A 14,616-nucleotide genomic window follows, 5' to 3' on the forward strand; every position below is an offset into this window, starting at 1 on the left:
ACAAGCGCCTTCGGGGCACAGCAGTGATGCTCCCGTGTGATCCGGTATCCGGGTGGCCAACACGCCGATGCACATCATCACCGGGTGCTGCAGTTTTGCCATGAACCTTTGGTTCAGAAACCTTCCAGCACGATCTTTCCGCGGGCCTTACCGCTTTCGAGCAGGGCATGGGCGCGCCTGAGGTTGTCAGCGTTGATCGCGCCGAAGTGCTCGCCTACGGTGGTTTTGAGCACACCCTCGTCGACCAGGGCCGATACGCGCTCGAGCAACTGATGCTGCTTGATCATGTCTTCGGTGGTGTAAAGCGAACGCGTGAACATCAGCTCCCAGTGCAGGGACAGTGACTTGCGTTTGAGCGGCACGACGTCCAGTTGTGCGGGGTCATCGATCAGCGCAAGCTTGCCTTGCGGCCGCAGCACTTCCACCAATTGCGCCAGGTAAGTGTCGGTGTGCGTCAGGCTGATCACGTAATCCACTGGCTCCAGCTTGAGTGCCGCCAGCTGTTGTGGAATCGAAACCGAGTGATCGATGACGTGGTGGGCGCCCAGTTCGCTGACCCATTGCTGGGTTTGCGGGCGGGAGGCCGTGCCGATCACGGTCAGTTGGGTGAGCTGCCTGGCCAGTTGCACCAGGATCGAGCCGACGCCGCCAGCGGCGCCAATGATCAGCAGGCTTTGCCCCTTGCCACCGTGCTGCTCGACGCTCAGCCGGTCGAACAGCAACTCCCAGGCGGTGATGGACGTCAGCGGCAAGGCTGCAGCGCTGGCATTGTCCAGGCTGCGGGGTTTGCGCCCGACGATGCGCTCATCCACCAGATGATACTCGCTGTAGCTGCCAGGGCGGTCGATGGCGCCGGCATAGAACACCTCGTCACCGGGCTGGAACAGTGTCACGGCGTTGCCCACCTCGCGCACGATACCTACCGCATCCCAGCCCAGCACCTGGGGTTGGTCGGCGCTGCGTGACGCGCGCACTTTGGTATCGACCGGGTTTACCGCAATGGCCTTGATTTCGACCAACAGATCACGGGCACCCGGAGTTGGGTTGGGCAGGTCTGCCTCATACAGCGACTGCGGGTCTTGAATCGGCAAACCGGGTTGGGTGAAAACAATGGCCTTCATTGCCATTACCTCGATAGTGGAAGGAGTGCTGGTCAGGCTATCTGCATTGTGTTGAGTCAAAAACAGGGGGAATTGGATAAGACTTTCACTTTTGCAGTGAAAGTCAGGCGGGCCCCGCATGTTTCGCTTGGTGCGGATCAAAGCCTCTGCAGTGCCGGCGTTGGCTCACCGCAGAGTGACAGCATCCCTCGTTCTGGCGAGTTGAACATCGACTTGAGGTTGCTTTCGATATTGCGGCAAAAGTCTTCGGTGCGGATGCGGTGCTGGCTGTTGCCGAAAGGCGCCTGAAGGTCCGTGCCGATGCGCTCCATGGCCAGCAGCATGCAGCCCACAACCGTCGACACCACCGGTGTGAACCAGCCCAGGGAAGGGACGAGGCTCAGCGGCATGATGATGCAGAACAGCGTGCCGAACAGCCTTGGGAAATACACATAAGGGTATGGCAGCGGTGTATTGGCGATACGCTCCATGCCACCTTGCCAGTTTGAAAGGTCTACCAGCGTCGACTCGATGCGCGCCAGCCTGATGCTGTCCAGCCGGCCTTCGTTGAACTCGCGCGTGATCAGTTCTGCCGAACCGCTGAGAATGTCGTTGGGCAAATTGCTGGTTCCCGCCAGGCGGGCCCGTTCACTTTCAGTGAGCAAAGCGGCCAGCGCTTCAGGGTTCCTGTCGCCGCCAAGGTGCATGCGCAGGGCATGCAGGTAGGCCACATGCCGCCGCATGAGTTGGGCTTTTACCGGGTTCAGGCCATGGGTATCGTCGATGAGGGTAAGCACCTGCCGGCCCAGGCTGCGGGAGCTGTTGACCATCGAACCCCACAGTGTCCTGGCCTCCCACCAGCGATTGTACGCACTGGAGTTGCGAAAGCTGATGAGCACCACCAGCGCGGAGCACAAGAGCGTCAGGGGCATCAGGGGAAGCTCGAGCTCGTAGCCTGTGACCAGCATGGCGTCCAGGGTGACGACCACGTCCCATAGCAATAACCAGAACAGTGACCAACCGACGTATGTGATCGTTTTGGCCAGGCATTTCCATTTCCTATCCAGTGCATGGGTCATGGCAGAACTCCGTGTAAGCCCAAAAAGGCGGGCGAAAGCGCCTTTGCTGGAGACAGGTTAAGGTGCCAGACTTAATCGCAGCTTAATCTTGAACCTGAGCATGGTGGCGCCTTCCGGCGCCTGACGCAGATATGCGACCATGGCCCACATTGCCATCAAGAGACAGGGTATGGATCGCGAGAGTCCTGGTATTTCCTGCCGTACTGGCGCACCTGCAATGCAGGGCCAGGAACATGCGTTTCCAACCAATGCTGCAGAGCGTTTGCAACTGGCCCTCGATGCAGGCGCGATCATCGGCACCTGGGTATGGGACATCCCCAGTGACCAGGTCACAGCGGACGAACGCTTCTCACGAACCTTCGGGCTGGCGGCAGACCGGTGCATCGCGGGCATACCGATCGAGGATGCCTTTGCCTCGATTCACCCGCACGACCGTGAGCGTGTCTGGGCCGATATACAGCAAGCGGTGGGCCGCGGTGGTGCATTCAGGTGCGAATACCGGGTTCGCCACGATGATGGCGGTTATCGATGGGTCGAGGCCAACGGCCGTGCACAGCTCGACCCGCAAGGCGTGGCTGTTCGGTTCCCAGGCATACTCATGGACATCGAGTCACGCCGCTCGGCAGAAGCTGAACGCGACAGGATGTCGGCCTTGCTGCGGACATTCGCGGCAGCGGTGCCAGGGGTTGTCTATGCCAAGGACCTGGCAGGCCGCATGCTGGTGGCCAACGATGGTGCCACGCGATTGATCGGCAAGCCGCCGGGGTTCTATCTGGGCAAGACCGATCTTGAATTCCTGGAAGACAAAGCACAGGCGCGCCAGGTGATGGAGACCGATCAGCGCATCATGCGCGGCGCTTTAGCCGAGCAGATCGAGGAGCGGGTCGACATGCCGGATGGCTCGGCCACGTACTGGCTTTCCATCAAGGCCCCCCTGTTCAATGATGCTGGTGAGGTCATCGGACTGATCGGGTCGTCGATCGATGTAACTGCCCGGAAAAACGCAGAAGCCAAGTTGCTCGAGCTGAACCGCACGCTGGAAGCACGGGTCAACGAAGCTGTTGCCGAGCGTGAAGCGGCCCAGGCGGCGCTTCGTCAATCGCAGAAGATGGAAGCAGTCGGGCAACTTACCGGCGGCATCGCTCACGACTTCAACAACCTGCTGGCGGGTATCACCGGCAGCCTGGACCTGATCAAGCTGCGCCTGAAGCAGGGGCATGTCGCGGACGTGGAGCGCTACTTGTCGGTGGCTCAGGGGGCTGCCCAACGGGCTGCCTCACTGACACACCGCCTGCTGGCATTCTCCCGCCGCCAGACCTTGCTGCCTGAGCATACCGACGTGAATACCTTGATCAGCGACATGGAAGAGCTGATTCGTCGAACGGTCGGCCCCTCGATCAAGCTGCAGGTGCAGCTCGATGCGCAGGCCAGCACCTGCCTGGTCGACCCGACGCAAGTCGAAAATGCGCTGCTCAATTTATGTATCAACGCCCGTGACGCGGGTGGCGGTGAGATATCGGTCAGTACGTTCAACCAGGTGCTCGAGCCGGGCCCGGGCCTGGATCCGGAACTGCCCCCCGGAACTTATCTGACAGTTTGCGTGGCCGACAATGGCATCGGCATGAATGCCGAGACACTCAGCCGCGCATTCGAGCCCTTTTTCACGACCAAGCCGGTTGGTGCAGGCACCGGGCTGGGCTTGTCGATGATCTACGGGTTCGCCAAACAGTCAGGTGGGCAGGTGAAGATAGAATCGCAGGAGGGCGCAGGCACCCGCGTCTACCTGCAGTTGCCAAGCCAGGCCGCCCGAGCCGACCGGGATGTGCCTGTGCAAACACCGGTCAAGTTACCGCCTGCGCTATCCGGTGCGACGGTATTGGTGGTCGACGATGAGCACTCGGTACGGATGTTTGTCAGCGAAACCCTGGGCAGCTGTGGTTACGTCGTGATCGAAGCCGCTGACAGCTTGGCGGGCCTGCAACTGCTGCGCTCGGATATCCGCATCGATCTGCTGGTGACGGACATCGGCCTGCCAGGCGGCATCGACGGCCGGCAAATGGCGCAGACGGCGCGCCTTTGCAGGCCAGGGTTGCCGGTGTTGTTCATGACCGGCTATGCGCAGCCGCATGTGCTGAGCGACACGCCGATGGAGGCGAATACGGCGGTGCTCACAAAACCCTTCGCCCTCGACGCGCTGACACTGAACGTCAATGTTTTGCTGAAACAGACAGGCCGTTAGTTCTGCACTCGGGCAAAACCAGGCTGAGTTATTTCCCCGTGCCAACTTTTATTGCCCGGGTTGTGCGCTAGGCTGATCACGCAGAAGTAGGCGAACAGGATGTCACAAGAGTTCAAGGGGTAACACCAGTCTGCCAAGCGATTTGGCGCCGCTCTGCGGCCCATCGCTGGCAAGCCAGCTTCTACAGGTATAACGCAGACCTCAAGAACTGCGCGGCCCTTGTGGGAGCTGGCTTGCCAGCGATGGGCTGCGTAGCCGCCCTGATAACCCTGACTGACTGGCATTGCGCCCAACGGGCCGTTTTGAGCATTGACCGTGGAGCTTAAGGATGGGGCGTTGCAACGAAGGGAAAGGCGCGTTTTGGCATTTTGGTATTGGCTGGTGCCTGGCTGTTGTGATCACGTTGTTGCTCGGCCCGAACGCGATAGCGTTTGCCGCTGAAAGCCCTGGCCAGTTGCCGGGGCCTGCAAAGGAAACCGAAGGCTATGTGGCGACCGCTACTTGCCTTGGCTGCCACACCACGCAGGCCCAGGCCTGGAAAGATTCGGACCACGGCTGGGCCATGCGCGAGGCTACCGAGACCAACGTGCTGGGCAATTTCAAGGACGCCGCCTTCGATGAGGCTGGAGTAAAGGCCCGCTTCTTTCGCAAAGCAGACGGTTTTTTCGTCAATACCGAGGGTGAGGATGGGCAGCCGGCAGACTTCCAGATCCTCTACACCTTCGGCCACTACCCGTTGCAACAGTACCTTGTGGCACTGCCCAGAGGGCGCCTGCAGGCTCTGACCATCGCCTGGGACAGCCGGGCACAGGGCGAGGGCGGTCAGCGCTGGTTCTCACTCTATCCAGGGCAACGTTTTGCCCCCGACGACCCCTTGCACTGGACCGGCCGCTATCAGAACTGGAACGGCATGTGCGCTGATTGCCATTCCACGCGGCTGCTCAAGCAATACGACGATCGTCAGGACAGCTTCGCCACCACCTGGAAAGAGCAGAATGTCGGCTGCCAGGGCTGTCACGGGCCGGGGCAGGCGCATGTCGACTGGGCGAAGCAGGCCGCGCCGGGCGACCATGCTCCAGCGTCGGCCAAGGACATGGGCCTTGCGGTGGACTACAAGGCATTGGGCAGCCAAGGCCAGGTCGAACAGTGCGCATTCTGTCATAGCCGCCGGCAAACGCTGGGCGTTGGCCAGCTGCCCGGCCACCCACAGCTTGACCAGAGCTTACCGGCCACCTTGCGCACCGGCCTCTATCATGCCGATGGGCAGATTGACGGTGAGGTATACGAGTTCGGCTCGTTCACCCAAAGCAAGATGTACGGCGCCGGGGTGGGGTGCACCGATTGCCACAACCCGCACACCAACAAGGTGAAGGTCGAAGGCAACGGCCTGTGCCTGCAATGCCACAACGGCAATCCACCGGTGGCGCGCTTCGCCTCCCTGCAAGCCAAGGACTACGATACGCCGGCTCACCATCATCACGCGCCAGGCAGCCCTGGCGCACAGTGCGTGAGCTGCCACATGCCGACCAAGACCTACATGGTGGTCGACCCACGGCGCGACCACAGCCTGCGCATCCCGCGGCCGGACCTGGCAAGCAAGGTCGACAGCCCCGATGCCTGCACCGCCTGCCACACGGACCAGCAACCGGCCTGGGCGGCCAAGGCCATCGAGGGGTGGTTTGGCGAGCCGCGTCGGCCGGTGCTGTTTGGCGAGGCTTTCCAGGCGGTACGTAATGGCGACGGCATCCCGTTGAGCCTGTTGGGCACGGTGCTGGCCGACAAGGGCAAGCCAGCCATCGTGCGCGCCACTGCTGCCGAACAGATGGCCGACCTTGGCCCACAGGCCCTCATCAGTCTGGGCTGGGCGTTGAAAGACCCGAGCCCGCTGGTGCGTGCCTACGCGGTGTCGGGGTTTGTCAGCGTGCCTGCGGAGCAGCGCCTCAAGCCGCTGTTGCCATTGCTTGAAGACCCCGCCCTGGCGGTACGCGATGAGGCCGTCCGGGCGTTGGCCGATGTGCCTAAGGCGCAGGTGCCTGCCCAGTCTCTGGACGCGTTCAGCACTGCTCTGGCCGACTATGAGACGCGCCTGCGTGGCAATGCGGACCTGCCCGGCGGGCGCTTGAACCTGGCGGTGCTGCTGAGCAGGCAGGGGCGGCAGGGCGAAGCCATGGACCAATACCGGCAGGCTTTGAGGCTGGACCCGTACTTTGTGCCTGCGCGCGTCAACCTGGCCAACCTTGCAAGGGGCGAAAATCAGCTGGATGAAGCGGAAAAGGTCCTGCGCGCAGGCGTGGCACTGGACAAGATGCCGGCCACCGATCGGGGCAACCTGGCTTACATGCTGGCCTTGCTGTTGGTGGAGCGACGCCAGCCCGAAGAGGCGCTGGGCTGGATGGAAACCGCGGCTGTCGCGCTGCCGGGCAACACGCGCATTCGCTACAACCAAGGCCTGTTGCTGTCACGCATGAACCGTCGGGATGAAGCGTTGGTGGCTTTGGAACGGGGCCTTGAGCAGGCACCGGACAACGCCGACCTGCTGTACTCGCTGATCTACCTGCATGCCTTGGCCGGTGAGCGCAGTGAGGCCTACGCCTATGTGCAGCGCATGCGCAAAGTGGCCCCCGATGACCCGCGCCTGCAAGGCATCGAGCCCTATTGGCAGAAGTACGAAACTACCAACTGAGCTGGCGTTGGCGAGGCGAGCGTCTAGATTTACCTCGTCGCCTACAGCAGTTGCGAACATCCAGGGGCCTCCTGCCGAGGCCTCGACTGACTAGGATCGGATCAGTGGATATACGCGAGCAGATAGCAGCGCTTGAAGCCGGTGTGGCGCAAAGCGTACTGGGCCAGGCAGATACCATCCGCCATGTGATCCTCGGCTTGCTGGCCAACGGTCACGTATTGTTGGAGAGCCTGCCGGGGCTGGCCAAGACGCGCACGGTCAAGGCCTTGGCCACGCATCTGGAAGCCAGCTTGCGGCGCATCCAGTTCACCCCCGACCTGCTGCCATCGGACATCACCGGAGGCGAAATTCTGCAGCAGACCGCGCAGGGCAACGAAATCAAGTTTCAGCCCGGGCCGTTGTTCGGCAACGTGATTCTTGCCGACGAAATCAACCGCGCACCGGCCAAAGTCCAGGCTGCCTTGCTGGAGGCCATGGAAGAGCGGCAGATCACCGTGGCCGGGCAGAGCTACCCGATGTCCGGGCTGTTCATGGTGCTGGCAACCCAGAACCCGATCGAGCAAGAGGGCACGTACCCGTTGCCCGAGGCGCAGATGGACCGGTTTCTGATGAAGCTGCAACTGGACTATCCCAAAGTCGAGGATGAGACCCAGGTGCTGCGCCTGGTGCGCAACGAGGAACAGCAGGCCGGCCGCCCGCAGCAGGCACCTGAGCGCCTGGCCCAGGAGGTGGTGTTCGCAGCGCGCAGCGCTATTGCTGGCATACAGGTAGCGCCTGCGCTCGACCGTTACCTGATCGACCTGATCAATGCCACACGCCACCCCACTGAGCATGACCCTGACCTGGCGCGCTGGATCAAGATCGGCGCCAGCCCGCGTGGCGGCATCAGCCTGGACCGGGTGGCCCGGGCCCATGCCTGGCTGGCAGGGCAGGACTTCGTCACCCCTGATGACGTGCGTGCAGTGGTGCACCCGGTGTTGCGCCACCGCCTGCAACTTTCTTACGACGCGGTGGCCGATGGTATTGGCCCCGACCAAGTGATCGACCGGTTGCTGGACACAGTGGCGATCCCGTCCTGAACGGAGCAAGCCGATGCAATCGACCCAGGACGGCTTCGTCCATGCCTCGCTCAGCCAGTTGATGGCGTTCGAACACCACGCGCGCGGCTTGAGTTTCGTTGCCCGCCAACCGCTGGCAAGCATCCTGGCGGGCAACCATGCTTCGCGCCTGCGTGGCCGGGGCTTGAGCTTCGACGAGCTGCGCCGGTATATCCCGGGTGACGACCTGCGCCATCTGGACTGGCGTGCGTCGTTGCGTTACGGCAAGCCGTTCGTGCGCACCTTCACCGAAGAGCGCGATCGGCCAACGCTGCTGCTGGTCGATCAACGCATGAGCATGTATTTCGGCTCACAGCGCAGCTTCAAGTCGGTCACCGCCGCAGAGCTTGCGGCGTTGTCGGCATGGATTGCCCTGCAGGCCGGTGACCGGGTAGGCGGGCTGGTGTTCGATGACCAGCAGGTGGTGCACATCAAACCGTTGCGCAGCCGCGCACGGGTACAAGCGCTTTGCGCGGCCGTGGTGCGCAGCAACAACCGCCTTAGCGCAGATGGCCCGGACAGCGAGCATGAGGGGCAACTCGACAACATGCTGCGCACGGCCATCGGCATCGCTGGGCATGATGCCCTGGTCTGTATCATCAGTGACTTTGCCGGGGTGTCGGAGCAGACCTTGAAGCTGCTGCGACAGTTGAGTGCGCACAATGATGTGATCGCCATGCAGGTGTACGACCCTATCGCGCTCGACGTGCCGGACAAGGGGCGGTTGAGCGTGACCCAGGGTGAAATGCAAGTCGAGCTTGAAGTCGGGCGCCGCCAGGTGCACCGGCCATTGGGCGATTTCCTCTCCGGGCGCTTGCAGGCAGTGGCCCAGTTGTTGCGCCGCAGCCAGATCCCCCTGATGATGATCAGTACCGGCGAAGAGGTGCTGGGCCAGGTGCGACGCGAACTGGGGCGGCTGTCCGGAGGTGCCCGATGAGTGTCCGGCCGCCGCCTCCCGCCATCGACCAGCTCAAGGAGCTGCCACTGCCGGTGCCGCCGTTCAGTTATACCCCGCAAACCTGGGGCTGGGCGGTAGTGCTGGCGATCGTGTTGGTGGCTGGGCTGGCCTATGCCGCCTATGCCTGGCGACGCTGGCAGCGCAACCGTTATCGGCGTGAAGCGTTGCTGCGGCTGGACGCGCTCGTGGCGGCACTCAACACCCCCGAACAGCGCTTGCCGGCCCTGCGTGAGTTGCCGGAACTGCTTAAGCGGGTTGCGCTTTCCATGCCTGATGCGCCGCCGGTGCAAAGCCTGTCGGGCCAGCATTGGCAGGGCTTTCTTCAGCAAAGGGCACGCTTTGCCTTGCCGATGCAGTTTGCCGCGCAACTGCACACCTTGGCCTATGCACCTGACCTGCAGGTGCAAGCGATTGACGATCAAGAACTCAGCACCTTGGTGCACACCTGCAGGCGCTGGATCGAGGTGCATCATGTGGCAGTTTGACTACCTCTGGGTGTTTTTGCTGCTGCCCTTGCCTTGGCTGGCCTACCGCTTCATGCGGCCTTATCGCGAAGCGCACAGCGCACTGCGGGTGCCGTTTTTCTTCGCCATGAGCCGTGCAGTGAACCAGTTGCCGGGCACCTCGCAAAGGTCCGGCGGGCGCTGGCAGGCGTTCATGAACCTGTTGGTATGGGGGCTCCTGGTGGCCGCCTGCGCGCGGCCGGTGTTGGTGGAAAAGGCTATCGAGCACAACCAGCCGATTCGCGACATGCTGCTGGCGATCGATATTTCCCAATCCATGCATGCCAAGGACTTCACCGATGCCAATGGCCGGCAAGTGGACCGTTTGACGGCAGTCAAAGCGGTGGTGCGCGACTTCATCACCCAGCGCAAGCAAGACCGCATTAGCCTGATCGTCTTTGGCACCGGTGCCTACCCGCAGGCACCCTTGACCCTGGACCACGCCAGCCTGTCGCTGCTGCTGGATGAGGTCGGGGTCGGCATGGCCGGGCCGAATACCGCGATCGGTGACGCCATTGGCCTTGCCATCAAGCTGCTCGACCAGGCCAAGGAGCAGGAAAAGGTGATGGTGCTGCTCAGCGATGGCAATGACACCGGCAGCGCGATCACGCCCGAACACGCAGCGGCCTTGGCCCGAGAACGGGGTATCGTGGTACATACCATCGGTATCGGCGATCCGCAGGCCAGCGGTGAGGACAAAGTCGACCTGCAGGCGCTTGAAGGTATCGCGCGCACCACCGCTGGCAGGTTCTTCCGTGCCGATGACCGGGGCGCGCTGGCCCAGGTATATGCCACGCTCGACCGGATCACCCCGCACACGGTCAAGACCTTCAGCCATCAGCCCAAGCGTGACCTGTTCTGGTGGCCGCTGGGCGCCGCCCTGCTGTTGCTGGCCCTGAGCCACAGCCTGGCTGCGATAGCCAGCACTGTGCGGGCGCGGCCTGCGCAGGGGAGGCTGTGACATGGACATCGACCTCAGTGCATTGCATCTGCTGCGGCCATACTGGTTGTTGCTGTGGGTTCCGGCGGCGCTGTTGCCCTGGGCCTGGCGGCGGCGCCATGACCTGAAACGGCAATTGCAAGGCGTCATCGCCCCGCACCTGGTGCAGCATTTGATCATCACGCCTGAACAACGCCAGCGCGTGCGGCCTGTGCATTTGCTGGCAGCACTGCTTGGCCTGGGCGCCTTGGCCGCTGCCGGGCCGACCTGGCAGCGGGATATCCCGGCGTTCGTCGACAACCGTGCGCCGTTGATTCTTGCGCTGGACCTGTCGCCGTCGATGGACGCCGACGATGTCCCGCCGAGCCGCCTGCAAGCGGCCAAGCACACCCTGCACGACCTGGTGATGCGCAGGGCGGGTGCGCGCACGGCGCTGATCGCCTATGCCGGCAGCGCGCACCTGGTACTGCCGGCTACCGAAGACCCGCACTTGCTCGACACGTTCTTGCAGGCGCTGAGCACTGATTTGATTGCCAAGCCCGGCAAGGACGTGGCGGGGGTGATCGAAGTGGCCAAACGCTTGCTGGCGGCCGAGCAGGTGCCCGGCACGCTGGTATTGCTCACCGATGGCGCTGATGCAGGGCAATTGCCAGTGCTTGCGGACGCGCTCAAGGGCAGCGACCTGCAGGTGATGGTGTTGGCAGTCGGCAGCCACGACAGCGGTGTGCTGCACGACGCCCAGGGACGTGCCCGAATTGCCGCCGACGGGCGCCCGCTGCAGGCCGATTTCGACCAGGATGGCTTGCGCCAGTTGGCCAAGGCCGTCAATGCCCCGTTGGGCAGCCTGACCTTGAACGACGATGACCTGGACTGGATCGAACTGCATGCGCAGCAGCATTTTCAGGCGGCCCAGGGCGACCCGCAGCAGGTGCACTGGAAGGACGCAGGGTACTGGCTGTGCTGGCCACTGGCACTGATTGCACTGTTGTGCCTGCGCCGTGGCTGGCAGGTGCACTGGATGGCCACTGTGCTGCTGGCGCTGTTGTTGGGCATGCAGCCGCAAATGGCGCGGGCCGGGCCTGTTGCCGATGCGTTCTTCACCCCTGACCAGCAGGGGCGCTGGGCCTTTGAGCATGGCCATTACTCACAGGCCGCCGCGCACTTCAGCGACCCTTACTGGAAAGGCCTGGCCGCCTACAGCGCCGCCGACTATGACGTTGCCTTGGCCAGTCTGGGCAAGCTCGACACCGCACAGGCGTTTTTCTACCGGGGCAACATCTACGTGCGCCAGTTCAAGTTTCCCCAAGCGGTCCAGGCGTATGAGCAGGCATTGAAACGGCAGCCGACGTTTGCCGAGGCCAGTGCCAATCTTGCGTTGGCACAGGCGCTGCTCAAGGACTACGAAGATCAGCAAAAGGCGGGCACGCCGGACGAAAAAGCCGACAAGGTGGTGGAGGACCAGACGCCGTCCACAGGCGCCAAGCAGAAGCAGCAACTTACCCCGCAGGCGGCGTCAGATCAGGTTTGGCTGAATAACCTGACCACCTCGCCGGCACAGTTCCTGCGACGCAAGTTCCTGCTTCAGGATGCCTCGCGGCAAACCGCGGAGGGCACACCATGAGGCGCTTGCTGTTGCTGCTCCCACTCTGCCTGCCATTGCTCGCGGTGGCAGCACCCGAGGCGCGGGTGCAGGCTCGCCTGGTGCCGGCCGGCGACACGGTGGTGGGCGCCACGCTCGAGTTGCAGGTCGACCTGCTGGTCGACACCTGGTTCACCCAGCCGGCGGTGCTGCCGGCCATTGGGTTGCCGGGTGCGGCGGTCAGCGCTCCCAGCGGCGAAGCGCAGCATTTGAACGAACAACTCGATGGCAAGACCTTCTTCGGCCTGCGTTATACCTACCAGATCACCCCGCAAACGGCCCAAGCCTTCACACTGCCTGCTCAAACTTTTCAGGTATTCCCGGGCCAGTCGGACACGCCGGTCACGCTCACCAGCGAGCCGCTGGCATTCGTTGCCAAGGCCTTGTCCGGTGACGCTACCGTGCACCGCCTGGTCGCGCGCAAGGTCAGCCTTGAGCAACAGACGCAGCTGTCGCATTCACCGTTGCGTGCAGGTGACAGCATTACCCGCCGAGTGCTGACGCGTGCCGAGGGCGCCCAGGCGATGCTGATACCGCCGCCGCCATTGGTGGAGATCGAGGGCCTCAAACGCTACGTGCAAACCCCCCGTATTGCGCCGCTCAGTGATGGCAGAGGGGGCTCGAACGGTGGCCAGCGCGAGGACAGTGTGAGCTATGTGGTAGCCGCCGCCGGTGACTACCAGCTGCCCGCGATCGAGCTGCAGTGGTGGGACGCTGCGACCGGTGAGGCCAGGCGAGCGACGCTGCCCGCGATCGATGTCACCGTCATTGACGGCGGCTACAAAGCACCATTTTCCATCGACCAGGACCTGCGCGCGCTCGGCCGCCAGGCACAGTTGCGCCTGCCCGGCCACTGGCTGTGGGCGGCGGGTTTGCTGGTACTTGGCGTGGGGCTGAGCTATTTCGCACGGCCTTGGCTGCAGGTGGCATGGCGGCATTTCAAAGGCTGGCAAGCCGCGCGGGGAGAGGCGCGGTTGCAGTCGGCGGATTACGCCTGGCAACTGGCCCGCGAGCAGCTTGCGGAAAATCCACCTCAGCTCGGCGCCCTGTACTTGTGGATCCGGCGCGTTACCGGCCAGCGCACGGTGTCAGAATTTTCCTCGACTTTGCCGTCCTCAATGCGAATACGTCTACTAGACTGGCTCCAGAACCGCTACGGCAAGGTCAGTGAAGGCCACCAGGCCACGCCATTGCTGAGCCCGGCTCTGCCAGCGCTGCGGCGCGTGGTCGTGAGGGAACGGCAAGTCCGTCATCGCAAGGGTTTGAAACCACTCAACCCGTGAGCCTTTGGGCTAAGCAGGGTAGGCAGCACCGAGGAGGGATACTTCATGCTCGACCTGCAACGCACACGCTGGTGGATTACGCTGTTGCTCCTGCTGCCCTTGGCGGTGCAGGCCGCGAACCCGTTGCCCTCCTGGCGCGAAGGCACTTCACGCCAGGCCATCGAAGCCTTCGTCACCGCCGTGACCACCGAGGGCAGCAAGGATTATGTGCCTGAGGCCGAGCGCATTGCCGTCTTCGACAATGACGGTACCCTGTGGAGCGAACAGCCGCTGTATTTCGAAGTGCTGTTCGCCCTCGATGAGGTCAAAAGGCTGGCCCCGCAACACCCGGAGTGGGCCACCCAGCAACCGTTCAAGGCGGTGCTGGAGGGCGACCAGAAGGCCCTCACTGACAGCGGTATGGACGGCATTCTGAAGATCGTTGCTGCTACCCATGCCGGGGTCAGTACCGAGGACTTCATCGCCAACTCCCGGCGTTGGCTGGCAACGGCCGTGCACCCTCGCAGCCATAAGCCGTACACCGAAATGGTCTTCCAACCCATGCTCGAACTTCTGCAGTACCTGCGGGCGAATGGCTTCAGGACGTATATCGTGTCGGGCGGCGAAGTGGCCTTCATGCGCGCTTTCGCTCAAGAGGTCTACGGCGTGCCGCCCGAGCAGGTGATCGGCACCACACTCGATGCCCGCTTCATCGATGACAACGGCAAGCTGTCCATTGAACGGCTGCCCAAGCTGCTGCACAACGACGATGGCCCGGGCAAACCGGTGAGCATTGACGCCCGCATCGGCCGCCGCCCGATCTTGGCCTTCGGCAATTCCGACGGCGACCTGCAGATGCTGCAGTGGACCATGGCCGGTGACGGCAAGCGCTTTGCCGGCCTGGTTCACCACACCGACGCAACACGCGAATGGGCCTATGACCGTGACAGCCAGATAGGGCGCCTGGACAAGGCCCTTGACGCTGCCAGGGCCGGTAACTGGACCGTGGTCGACATGGCCCGGGAATGGCAGCGCATTTACCCATTCGATAGCAACCAGGCTCAGTGACAAAGAAACCGCAGGGGCACAGGGACCAGCCGAGCAGTAGGTCGAACG

The 14,616-nt window shown here is 63.0% G+C and carries 11 protein-coding genes; 9 read left to right on the forward strand and 2 right to left on the reverse strand.

The features are described from left to right. Positions 1-113 precede the first annotated feature (113 nt). Both EGJ09_RS02275 and EGJ09_RS02280 read right to left on the reverse strand, forming a co-directional pair. Positions 114-1,121, reverse strand: coding sequence for a zinc-binding alcohol dehydrogenase family protein (locus EGJ09_RS02275; protein ID WP_125923107.1), 1,008 nt, complete (start codon positions 1,119-1,121; stop codon positions 114-116). A 137-nt stretch (positions 1,122-1,258) separates the two neighbouring features. Beyond that, on the reverse strand, positions 1,259-2,179 hold the full coding sequence (locus EGJ09_RS02280; protein WP_125923108.1) for a bestrophin family protein: 921 nt from the start codon (positions 2,177-2,179) through the stop codon (positions 1,259-1,261). Positions 2,180-2,396: 217 nt separating this feature from the next. Here EGJ09_RS02280 and EGJ09_RS02285 point away from each other — a divergent pair, with 217 nt between their 5' ends. The 9 genes from EGJ09_RS02285 (at position 2,397) to EGJ09_RS02325 (ending at position 14,568) form a co-directional block, all read left to right on the forward strand. Then, positions 2,397-4,418, forward strand: a complete 2,022-nt coding sequence (locus EGJ09_RS02285) for a PAS domain-containing sensor histidine kinase (RefSeq protein WP_256658382.1) — start codon at positions 2,397-2,399, stop codon at positions 4,416-4,418. A 328-nt stretch (positions 4,419-4,746) separates the two neighbouring features. Next, on the forward strand, positions 4,747-7,101 hold the full coding sequence (locus EGJ09_RS02290; protein WP_125923110.1) for a tetratricopeptide repeat protein: 2,355 nt from the start codon (positions 4,747-4,749) through the stop codon (positions 7,099-7,101). A 104-nt stretch (positions 7,102-7,205) separates the two neighbouring features. Next, entirely contained in the window at positions 7,206-8,180 is a 975-nt protein-coding gene (locus EGJ09_RS02295) for a MoxR family ATPase (RefSeq protein WP_125923111.1), read from the forward strand. A 13-nt stretch (positions 8,181-8,193) separates the two neighbouring features. Then, positions 8,194-9,135, forward strand: coding sequence for a DUF58 domain-containing protein (locus EGJ09_RS02300; RefSeq protein ID WP_115274935.1), 942 nt, complete (start codon positions 8,194-8,196; stop codon positions 9,133-9,135). Further along, positions 9,132-9,641 carry a DUF4381 domain-containing protein gene (locus tag EGJ09_RS02305; protein ID WP_125923112.1) on the forward strand — a complete coding sequence of 170 codons (510 nt, stop codon included), beginning with the start codon at positions 9,132-9,134 and terminating at the stop codon, positions 9,639-9,641. Before EGJ09_RS02300 ends, EGJ09_RS02305 begins: the two co-directional genes overlap by 4 nt. Further along, positions 9,628-10,620, forward strand: a complete 993-nt coding sequence (locus tag EGJ09_RS02310; RefSeq protein WP_125923113.1) for a VWA domain-containing protein — start codon at positions 9,628-9,630, stop codon at positions 10,618-10,620. Before EGJ09_RS02305 ends, EGJ09_RS02310 begins: the two co-directional genes overlap by 14 nt. Before the next feature lies 1 nt (position 10,621). Further along, entirely contained in the window at positions 10,622-12,220 is a 1,599-nt protein-coding gene (locus tag EGJ09_RS02315) for a VWA domain-containing protein (protein WP_125923114.1), read from the forward strand. After that, the gene (locus tag EGJ09_RS02320; RefSeq protein WP_125923115.1) at positions 12,217-13,521 is read left to right on the forward strand and encodes a BatD family protein; all 1,305 of its coding nucleotides are present in this window, start codon (positions 12,217-12,219) and stop codon (positions 13,519-13,521) included. The genes EGJ09_RS02315 and EGJ09_RS02320 overlap by 4 nt, the downstream gene beginning before the upstream one ends. 45 nt (positions 13,522-13,566) lie before the next feature. Beyond that, a complete protein-coding gene (locus EGJ09_RS02325) occupies positions 13,567-14,568 on the forward strand; it encodes an HAD family phosphatase (RefSeq protein WP_125923116.1) in 1,002 nt (333 codons plus the stop codon). The last annotated feature ends 48 nt before the right edge of the window (positions 14,569-14,616 follow it).

The organism is Pseudomonas sp. p106, from assembly GCF_003936645.1.
Taxonomy (GTDB): domain Bacteria; phylum Pseudomonadota; class Gammaproteobacteria; order Pseudomonadales; family Pseudomonadaceae; genus Aquipseudomonas; species Aquipseudomonas putida_E.

Bases quoted from the DNA above. Each gene is read 5' to 3' on its own strand.
- EGJ09_RS02325 (WP_125923116.1), top strand. From the start codon at position 13,567: ATGCTCGACCTGCAACGCACACGCTGGTGGATTACGCTGTTGCTCCTG.
- EGJ09_RS02300 (WP_115274935.1), top strand. From the start codon at position 8,194: ATGCAATCGACCCAGGACGGCTTCGTCCATGCCTCGCTCAGCCAGTTG.
- EGJ09_RS02320 (WP_125923115.1), top strand. From the start codon at position 12,217: ATGAGGCGCTTGCTGTTGCTGCTCCCACTCTGCCTGCCATTGCTCGCG.
- EGJ09_RS02305 (WP_125923112.1), top strand. From the start codon at position 9,132: ATGAGTGTCCGGCCGCCGCCTCCCGCCATCGACCAGCTCAAGGAGCTG.
- EGJ09_RS02280 (WP_125923108.1), bottom strand. From the start codon at position 2,179: ATGACCCATGCACTGGATAGGAAATGGAAATGCCTGGCCAAAACGATC.
- EGJ09_RS02315 (WP_125923114.1), top strand. From the start codon at position 10,622: ATGGACATCGACCTCAGTGCATTGCATCTGCTGCGGCCATACTGGTTG.
- EGJ09_RS02275 (WP_125923107.1), bottom strand. From the start codon at position 1,121: ATGAAGGCCATTGTTTTCACCCAACCCGGTTTGCCGATTCAAGACCCG.
- EGJ09_RS02285 (WP_256658382.1), top strand. From the start codon at position 2,397: ATGCAGGGCCAGGAACATGCGTTTCCAACCAATGCTGCAGAGCGTTTG.
- EGJ09_RS02310 (WP_125923113.1), top strand. From the start codon at position 9,628: ATGTGGCAGTTTGACTACCTCTGGGTGTTTTTGCTGCTGCCCTTGCCT.
- EGJ09_RS02290 (WP_125923110.1), top strand. From the start codon at position 4,747: ATGGGGCGTTGCAACGAAGGGAAAGGCGCGTTTTGGCATTTTGGTATT.